We start from the raw sequence: 4,301 nt of genomic DNA, 5'->3' as shown, positions 1-4,301 counted from the left end.
CCCATGGCGACGCGCTGGCGCTGGCCGCCGGACAGCGCGCGCGGCTTGCGGTCGAGATACTGCGCGATCTGCAAGGTCTCGGCGGCGGCGGCGATGCGGCGGTCGATCTCGGCCCGCGGCGTGCCGCGGTTCCTGAGGCCGTATTCCATGTTCCGCCGCACCGTCATGTGCGGGTAGAGGGCGTAGTTCTGGAACACCATGGCGATGTCGCGCTCGGCGGGCTCCAGCCGGTTCACGACGCGGCCGCCGATCTCGTCCTCGCCGTCGGTGATCGTCTCGAGCCCCGCGATCATGCGCAGGATCGTCGACTTGCCGCAGCCCGAGGGGCCGACCAGCACGATGAACTCGCCGTCCGCGATGTCGACGGTGGCGCCCGAGACGGCGACCACGCCGCCCGCATAGGTCTTGCCCACGTTGCGCAGTCTGAGCTCGGCCATGGCTTACTTCTCGCTTTCCACGAGGCCCTTCACGAAGAGCCTTTGCATCATGATGACCACCGCGACGGGCGGCAGCATGGCGAGCACGACGGCCGCCATGATGTAGTTCCACAAGGGTTCGCTGTCGACGACGTCGGACATGCGCTTGATGCCCGCGACGATGGTGTAATAGCTGTCGTCGGTCGTGATCAGGAGGGGCCAGAGATACTGGTTCCAGCCGTAGATGAAGAGGATCACGAAGAGCGCCGCGATGTTGGTCTGCGACAGCGGCAGGAGGATGTCGCGGAAGAACTTGAGCGGTCCCGCGCCGTCGATCCGCGCCGCCTCGGTCAGCTCGTCGGGGATCGTCAGGAACACCTGCCGGAAGAGGAAGGTCGCGGTCGCCGACGCCATCAGCGGCACGGTGAGGCCGGTGTAGCTGTTGAGCATGCCCAGGTCCGCGATCACCTCGAAGGTGGGGACGATCCGCACCTCCACGGGCAGCATCAGCGTGATGAAGATGAGCCAGAACGCCAGCACCCGGAAGGGGAAGCGGAAGTAGACGATGGCGAAGGCCGAGATGATGGAGATCGCGATCTTTCCGACCGCGATCAGGAGCGCCATCACCATCGAGTTGAACATCATCAGGCTGATCGGCACCGCCATCTGCGAGGAGACGCCGCCCGCGAGAACGTCGGTATAGCTCGTGACGGCGTTCGAGGACGGGACCAGCGGGATCGTTCCCGAGACGAAGGCGGTCGAGGTATGCGTCGAGGCGACGAAGGCGATGTAGACCGGGAAGGCCACGGTCGCCACGCCGAGGATCAGGATGACGTGCGCGAAGATGTCGAGCCAGCGCTGGTTTTCGACCATGTCCCGTCCCCCCCTCAGTAGTTGACCCGGCGTTCCACGTAGCGGAACTGGATGAAGGTCAGCGCGATCACGATCATCATCAGGACCACCGACTGCGCCGCCGAGGAGCCGAAGTTCAGGCCGATGAAGCCGTCGTTGTAGACCTTGTAGACGAGGATGTTCGTGGCCTGCGCAGGCCCGCCCTCGGTCGTGGCGTCGATGACCGCGAAGGTGTCGAAGAGCGTGTAGACCACGTTCACGACGAGAAGGAAGAAGGTCGTCGGCGACAGGAGCGGCAGGGTTATCGTCCAGAAGCGCTTGAACGGGCCCGCGCCGTCGATGGCCGCGGCCTCGCGCAGGCTCGCCGGGATCGACTGGAGGCCGGCGACGAAGAACAGGAAGTTGTAGCTGATCTGCTTCCACGCCGCCGCGATCACCACGAGGATCATGCCGTCCTGCGGGTTCAGCGAGTGGTTCCAGCGGTAGCCGAAGAGCGTCTCCATGACGTAGGGCAGGATGCCGATGGTGGGATTGAAGATGAACCACCACAGGATGCCCGCGACGGCGGGCGCCACGGCATAGGGCCAGACGAGGAGGGTCGTGTAGCCCTGCGCGCTCCTGATCATGCGGTCGACGGCCAGCGCGAGCACCAGCGCGAGGCCCATCGACAGGATCACGGTCGCGATCGAGAAGACCACCGTGACCTGGAGCGCGTTCATGTATTCGGGATTGTCGAACAGGCGCTCGTAGTTGTTCAGGCCCACGAATGTCGTGTTGAGCCCGAAGGCGTCCTCGCGCCGGAACGAGGTGTAGACGGCCTGGCCCGCGGGCCAGAGGAAGAACACCGCCGTGATGGCGAGTTGCGGCAGCAGGAGCAGGTAGGGCAGCCCCCTGTTGCCGAAGATCGTGCGCTTGGTCTGCATGCCGTCACCGGGGATGCGAAAGGATGGCCCGCGCCGCGGGGGCGCGGCGCGGGCCGGGATCGGGGTGCCTCAGTTGGCCGCTTCGAAGTCGCGGATCAGCGCGTTGCCGCGCTCCACCACCGCGTCGAGCGCGCCCTGCGCGTCGACGTCGCCGGCGAGCAGGCGCTGGAACTCCTCGTCGATCACCGTGCGGATCTGCACGTAGTTGCCGAAGCGCAGGCCGCGCGAGTTGTCCGTCGGCTCGTTCATCGTCATCTGGAGGATCGAGACGTCGGCGCCCGGGTTGGCCTCGTAGTAGCCCTGCTCGGTCGAGAGGTCATAGGCGGCCTGGGTGATCGGCAGGTAGCCGGTCTCCTGGTGCCAGCGGGCCTGCACCTCGGGCGAGGAGATGAAGTTGAAGAAGGCCGCGACGCCCGCTTCCTCCTCGGGAGTGCCGCCCGACAGGACCCAGAGCGTCGCGCCGCCGATGATCGAGTTCTGCGGCGCGCCGTCCACGTCTTCGTAGTAGGGCAGCATGCCGTAGCCGACCTCGAAGTCGGGCGTGTTGGCGATGACGCCCGCGCGGCTGGCCGAGGAGTTCATGTAGATCGCGCATTCCTGGGCGTAGAAGGCCGGGGGCGCGTCGTTGCCGCCGCCGGGGCCGCCGTAGCGGAAGAGGCCCTCGTCCTCCCAGCGGGCCAGGTTCTCCCAGTGGCGGACCTGCACGGGGCCGTTCACCGTCATCTCGGTCTCGAGACCGCCGAAGCCGTTCTGGAGCGTGCCGATGGGCTGGTTGTGCCAGGCCGAGAAGTTCTCGAGCTGCACCCAGCTCACCCAGCCGGTGGTGAAGCCGCACTCGGCCGCGCCCGATTCCATGATCTGGCGCGAGAAGGACTCGACCTCGCTCCAGGTGCGCGGCGGCTGCTCGGGGTCGAGGCCCGCGGCCTCGAACACGTTCTTGTTGTAGTAGAGGATCGGCGTCGACGAGTTGAAGGGCATCGACAGCATGTTGCCCTCGGGGTCGGTGTAGTAGCCGACGACGGCGGGCAGGAAGGCGCTCGGGTCGAAGGGCGCGCCGGTGCGCTCCATCAGTTCGTAGACCGGGACGATGGCGCCTTCGGCGGCCATCATGGTGCCGGTGCCGACCTCGAAGACCTGCACGATGTTGGGCTGCTCGCCCGCGCGGAAGGCCGCGATCGCGCCGGTCAGGGTCTCGGTGTAGGTGCCGCGGTAGGTCGGCACGACGACGTAGTCGCTCTGCGATTCGTTGAAGGCCGTCGCGACGGCTTCGGTCGCGACGCCGAGCTCGCCGCCCATGGCGTGCCACCACTCGATCGTGGTCTGCGCCGAGGCATGGGTGCTCAGGGCGAGGACGCTTGCGGCGGTTGCCGCAGCGAAGATCCGGATCTGCATTGATGTCTCTCCTCTGGCCGTCTGTCTGCGCATCCGGCCGTCCCGTCGGTTTCAGGTGCCGGGGCCAGCTAGGCCGCCCCCGGGGTGGTCGTTAACCTTGTTATGTGACGGAAACGTTACGGTCGGAGAAAACGTTTGGAAAGTCGAAACATTGCGCTCGGTCAGCCCAGGACGGAGAAGCTGGATTGCGCGTTGATCTCGCGTTTTCGTGAGAAAAAACCGGCGCTTATCTCGTGGTCGATGTGCCCGAGGCGGAACGTCATGGGCACGGTGTCGTGATCGTGGCCGCCCTCGCAGGCGTCGATCAGCTCCGCCATCAGCCGCCCGGCGACGGGGGCGTTCTTGTACTGGTTCCCGCTGGTGCCGCAGGCCATGTAGAAGCCCGGCAGGCTGGAGCGGTCGTAGATCGGAATCCAGTCCGTCGCCGCGTCGTAGAGCTCGACCACGCCGCGCATCCGGCTGGGGATGCCGAGGGTCGGCACGCGCTGGGCGTAGCGCATCGCCTGCGTCGTCCACTGCTCGGTGAAGTCGCGGTTCCAGTCGCGGTCGTCGACCCACTCCATCGGGTCGCAGGGCGGGTCCTCGGACCCGATGAGGATGTTGTTGCCGCGCTCGGGGCGGCAGTAACAGGCGATGTCGCCGTCCGAGACGATCAGCCCGTCGTGGTAGAAGTCGAACCCCTCGGGCGCGGGGACATGCACGACCTCCTGCCGGAGGG

Annotated in this window: 5 protein-coding genes; all 5 read right to left on the bottom strand. The window is 66.6% G+C overall.

Going from position 1 to position 4,301, the window contains the following annotated elements; all coding sequences use genetic code 11:
* The coding region (locus tag ACTS11_RS11885; RefSeq protein WP_442640527.1) for an ATP-binding cassette domain-containing protein at window positions 1-437 on the bottom strand (437 nt) is incomplete at its 3' end.
* Window positions 438-440: 3 nt separating this feature from the next.
* The gene (ugpE, locus tag ACTS11_RS11880) at window positions 441-1,289 is read right to left on the bottom strand and encodes a sn-glycerol-3-phosphate ABC transporter permease UgpE (protein ID WP_442640526.1); all 849 of its coding nucleotides are present in this window, start codon (window positions 1,287-1,289) and stop codon (window positions 441-443) included.
* A gap of 14 nt (window positions 1,290-1,303) precedes the next feature.
* On the bottom strand, window positions 1,304-2,191 hold the full coding sequence (gene ugpA / locus ACTS11_RS11875; RefSeq protein ID WP_442640525.1) for a sn-glycerol-3-phosphate ABC transporter permease UgpA: 888 nt from the start codon (window positions 2,189-2,191) through the stop codon (window positions 1,304-1,306).
* Between the two features lie 69 nt (window positions 2,192-2,260).
* Entirely contained in the window at window positions 2,261-3,583 is a 1,323-nt protein-coding gene (ugpB, locus tag ACTS11_RS11870) for a sn-glycerol-3-phosphate ABC transporter substrate-binding protein UgpB (RefSeq protein WP_442640524.1), read from the bottom strand.
* Window positions 3,584-3,744: 161 nt separating this feature from the next.
* On the bottom strand, window positions 3,745-4,301 hold a 557-nt coding region (locus tag ACTS11_RS11865; protein WP_442640523.1), incomplete at its 5' end, for an FAD-dependent oxidoreductase.

The sequence above is a fragment of the Roseicyclus sp. genome, assembly GCF_052168335.1.
Lineage (GTDB): Bacteria > Pseudomonadota > Alphaproteobacteria > Rhodobacterales > Rhodobacteraceae > Roseibacterium.
Note: the sequence above shows the minus strand (reverse complement) of the source record. Positions and strands in the feature narration are given on the sequence as shown.

Bases quoted from the DNA above. Each gene is read 5' to 3' on its own strand.
- ugpA (WP_442640525.1), bottom strand. From the start codon at position 2,191: ATGCAGACCAAGCGCACGATCTTCGGCAACAGGGGGCTGCCCTACCTG.
- ugpE (WP_442640526.1), bottom strand. From the start codon at position 1,289: ATGGTCGAAAACCAGCGCTGGCTCGACATCTTCGCGCACGTCATCCTG.
- ugpB (WP_442640524.1), bottom strand. From the start codon at position 3,583: ATGCAGATCCGGATCTTCGCTGCGGCAACCGCCGCAAGCGTCCTCGCC.